This window comes from Alteriqipengyuania sp. (genome assembly GCF_964222115.1).
Classification (GTDB): domain Bacteria; phylum Pseudomonadota; class Alphaproteobacteria; order Sphingomonadales; family Sphingomonadaceae; genus Alteriqipengyuania.
Map to the genome: position 1 here is coordinate 1 of NZ_CAXQBM010000028.1, position 3,837 is coordinate 3,837.

General features: G+C 63.8%; 2 protein-coding genes and 1 pseudogene. 1 reads left to right on the forward strand and 2 read right to left on the reverse strand.

Annotation, left to right across the window (positions count from 1 at the left end):
- A pseudogene (locus tag ACEQXE_RS05035) lies at positions 1–531 on the forward strand (Bcr/CflA subfamily drug resistance transporter); the annotation flags it as partial.
- A gap of 27 nt (positions 532–558) precedes the next feature.
- Here the strand turns inward: ACEQXE_RS05035 and ACEQXE_RS05040 are convergent.
- Both ACEQXE_RS05040 and ACEQXE_RS05045 read right to left on the reverse strand, forming a co-directional pair.
- Entirely contained in the window at positions 559–2,187 is a 1,629-nt protein-coding gene (locus ACEQXE_RS05040; RefSeq protein ID WP_370177859.1) for an MFS transporter, read from the reverse strand.
- Between the two features lie 274 nt (positions 2,188–2,461).
- Positions 2,462–3,837: biotin/lipoyl-containing protein (locus ACEQXE_RS05045; protein WP_370177860.1), on the reverse strand; the 1,376-nt coding region annotated here is incomplete at its 5' end.

Sequence of the window (3,837 nt, forward strand, 5' to 3'; positions counted from 1 at the left end):
TTCATCAATTCGGCCCAGCAGCTTGTGGGCGAGGCGTTCGGCGCAGGCCCTTGGTTCCCGGCGATCTTCGCCTGCTGCGCGGGCGCAATGGCCATTGCCAGCTGGACCAATTCGCGTATCGTCGAGCGGTTCGGTGCCCGCCGGGTGAGCCATGCGGGGCTGTTCATGTTCCTGATCGTTGCCGGGTTGCAGTTGTTCGTTGCGACGATGACCGATGAGACATTGTGGACCTTCGTTCCGCTGATGGCAGCGAATATGATGCTGCTCGGCTTCATCGGCGCGAACTTCGGCTCGATCGCGATGCACCCCTTCCGCGAGACTGCGGGTGCAGCGGCAAGCGCGCAGACCTTCATCCGCATGGTCACCGCATCGCTGCTCGGTGCCGGGATCGGCTTTGCCTATGATGGCACGGCGCGCCCGCTCGCTTTCGCGCTGTTCGGCGGCGCGCTGCTATGCCTTGCGCTGGTGCTGTTCGCGGAGCGCGGCAAGCTGTTCGGCCCGCCCGTGGCGGACGATCACGTGCCCGACTAGGTGCGGTTGGGTCCGGGGGCGGGGGACTCAGCTTCCCCCATCGATCCGCCGCCGGAAGGTTTCGGGCAGGAACAGCAGGCCGCAAATCACGCTGAGCGCGGCAATGCTGACCGGGTACCACAGGCCTGCGTAGATATTGCCCGTCGCCGCCACCATCGCGAAGGCGATGGTCGGCAGGAAGCCTCCGAACCAGCCATTGCCGATGTGGTAGGGCAAGCTCATCGCGGTATAGCGGATGCGCGGTTCGAACAGCTCGACCAGCAGCGCGGCAATCGGCCCGTAGACCATGGTCACCATCAGGACGAGCGCAAACAGGATCGCGACCACCAGCGGGCGGTTGATCGCAGCCGGATCGGCCTGTGCCGGGTAGCCTGCCTGCGCCAGTGCAGCGGTCAGTTCCCCGGTCCCGGTGCCGGGGGCAACCGCGACGATCTGATCCTCACCAATGCGCACCTGCGCGCGGCCCGGGGAGTCCTCCAGCACCGCATCGGTATAGGGAATGCCCGCCTTGGCCAGCGTGGACTTGGCAATGTCGCAGCCTGTGGTGTCGAAGCTGGTCTTCCCGATCGGGTCGAACTGGACTGAGCAATCCTGCGGCGCGGTGGCGACAACCACGGGTGCACGCTCGCTCGCCTGCGCCAAAGCCGGGTTGGCGGCGTCGGTCAGCAGGCCGAATAGCGGGAAATAGCTGACCGCGGCCAGCACCAGCCCGGTCAGGATCACCGGCTTGCGACCCACCCGGTCGCTCAGCCAGCCGAAGAACAGGAAGAACGGCGTAGCCAGCGCCAGCGCGATGGCGATCAGGATGTTGGCCGAGCCTCCATCGACCTTCAGGATACGCTCAAGGTAGAACAGCGCGTAGAATTGGCCTGTGTACCAGACCACTGCCTGCCCCGCGACCGCGCCCAGCAAGGCCGCGAGCACCAGCCGCAGGTTCTTCCACTGGCCGAAGGCTTCGCTCAGTGGTGCCTTGGAGGTGGTGCCGCTGCTTTTCATCTCGGCGAAAACGGGGCTTTCGGACAGCTGCATGCGGATCCAGATCGAGACGCCCAGCAGGATGGAGGATAGCAGGAACGGCAGGCGCCAGCCCCACTCGGCGAAGGCTTCCTCGCCCATCCAGGTGCGCAGACCGATCACCACCAGCAACGCCGCGAACAGGCCGAGCGTGGCGGTGGTCTGGATGAAACTGGTGTAGAAGCCGCGCTTCCCCTCGGGCGCATGCTCCGCCACGTAGGTCGCCGCGCCCCCGTATTCGCCGCCCAGCGCGAGGCCCTGCACCAGCCGCAATGCGACGAGGATGATCGGCGCGGCCACGCCGATTGCGGCGAAGGAGGGCAGGATGCCGACCGCGAAGGTGGATGCACCCATCAGGCCCATGGTGACGAGGAAGGTGTACTTGCGCCCCACCACGTCGCCAATCCGTCCGAACACGATCGCGCCGAAGGGCCGCACCGCGAAGCCCGCGGCAAAGGCGGCGAGGGCGAAGATGAAGCCGGTCGTCTCGTCCACATTGGAAAAGAACTGCACCGAGATGATCGAGGCGAGCAGGCCGTAGAGGTAGAAATCGTACCACTCGAACACGGTGCCGAGCGAGGATGCGAGGATCACCTTCGCATGCCCGCGTGTCATTCTGTCCGGCTTTGCTCCGGTGGCCATTCGTCGATCCCCCCCTCTTATGGAAAGGAGGTGTGACGCAGCCGGAGCGGGAGTGCAAGCGCTTATGGTAGCGCTACCGTGATCCGGGAGGTCAGTCGTCGGCTTGGTGCCGTCCGCCGAATGTCGCAAGCTGCTCGGCCCGCCAGCGGGCATGGCCTAATCGTTGAAGCCCCTCCCCTTGAGGGGAGGGGTTGGGGAGGGGTGTGCTCACATTCATGGGCTCGGATCCCCCACCCCTCGATCCCCTCCCCATGGGGAGGGGAGGTTTTGAGCACTATTCCGCAGGCTCCACCACACACAGCACCGCCTCGACCTGCACCTGCCCGCCTTCGCTGGCGGCAAGATCGGTCACGGTCCCGTCGAACGGCGCGGTGAGCGCGTGTTCCATCTTCATCGCCTCGAGCACCATCAGCCGCTGGCCTGCGGTTACTGCATCGCCCTCGGCCACATCGACCGCGATGACCTTGCCCGGCATGGGTGCGAGAATTGCGCCATTTGCGGCGGAGGCGGCACCTGCCCCATGCGGCGGGTTAAGACCAAATACGTGCGAGTACCCCCGCTCGGTCACCACGACCGAATCTCCATCAATGTCGCTGGTGATATCATCTTGAAGTGCTTGAAGGTCGACCAGATGAGCCTCGTTCCTCGCGTAAATTGCATGCCTTGGCTCGGCCTTTGCATTCAGGCGAAAGCCGAAAAGGCCTTTTTCAAACTCACGATCACCCCACTCATGCCCCGCAAGCTGGTGCTCTCTTATCCGCCAGCCTGCGGCATCCAGAACGCGCTGCGATGGAGATGGGACTGAAGTAAGCTCATCATCATTGCGCTCGATCAGACCGGTATCGAGATCACCAACCTTAAACTCGGGCATGTCTACGCATGCGTAGAGGAACGCCTTGTTGGTAGTGATAGGAAGGATGAAGCTGTTATCGAGCCAGCTCAGTAGAGCTTCAATCGCAGCATCTCGATCTGTTCCGTGACATATCACCTTCGCGATCATCGGGTCATAAAAGGGTGAAACCGTGTCGCCCTCCTCGACCGCCGTTTCCAATCTCGCTCTATAATCGAAAAGAATGGACTCCACGCGTCCTGGGCTCGGCAGGAACCCCTTCGCAGGGTCCTCCGCATACAGCCGTGCTTCGATGGCCCACCCCTCGATCCGCAGTTCGTCCTGCTTCAGCGGGATCGCTTCCCCACTCGCCACGCGCAGCTGCCACTCGACCAAATCGACGCCGGTGATCTCCTCGGTCACCGGATGCTCGACCTGCAGGCGGGTGTTCATCTCCATGAAGAAGATGCGATCCGCGCGCAGGCCCTCGCTGGCATCGGCGATGAATTCGATCGTCCCCGCGCCCTCGTAATCCACCGCCTTGGCGGCGCGAACCGCCGCGGCGCAGATTTCCTCGCGCGTGGCCTCGTCCATGCCCGGCGCAGGCGCTTCCTCGATCACCTTCTGGTGGCGGCGCTGGAGCGAGCAGTCGCGTTCGCCGAGGTGGATCGCAGTGCCTTCACCGTCGCCGAAGACCTGGAATTCGATGTGGCGCGGATTACCAAGATACTTCTCGATATAGACCGTCGCGTCACCGAAAGCGGCCTTCGCCTCGCTACCTGCCTGCTGCATCAGCGTTTCCAGCTGATCTTCGCTTTCGC

Excerpts from the sequence above, each read along its gene's own strand:
- ACEQXE_RS05040 (WP_370177859.1), bottom strand. The coding sequence starts at position 2,187 with ATGGCCACCGGAGCAAAGCCGGACAGAATGACACGCGGGCATGCGAAG.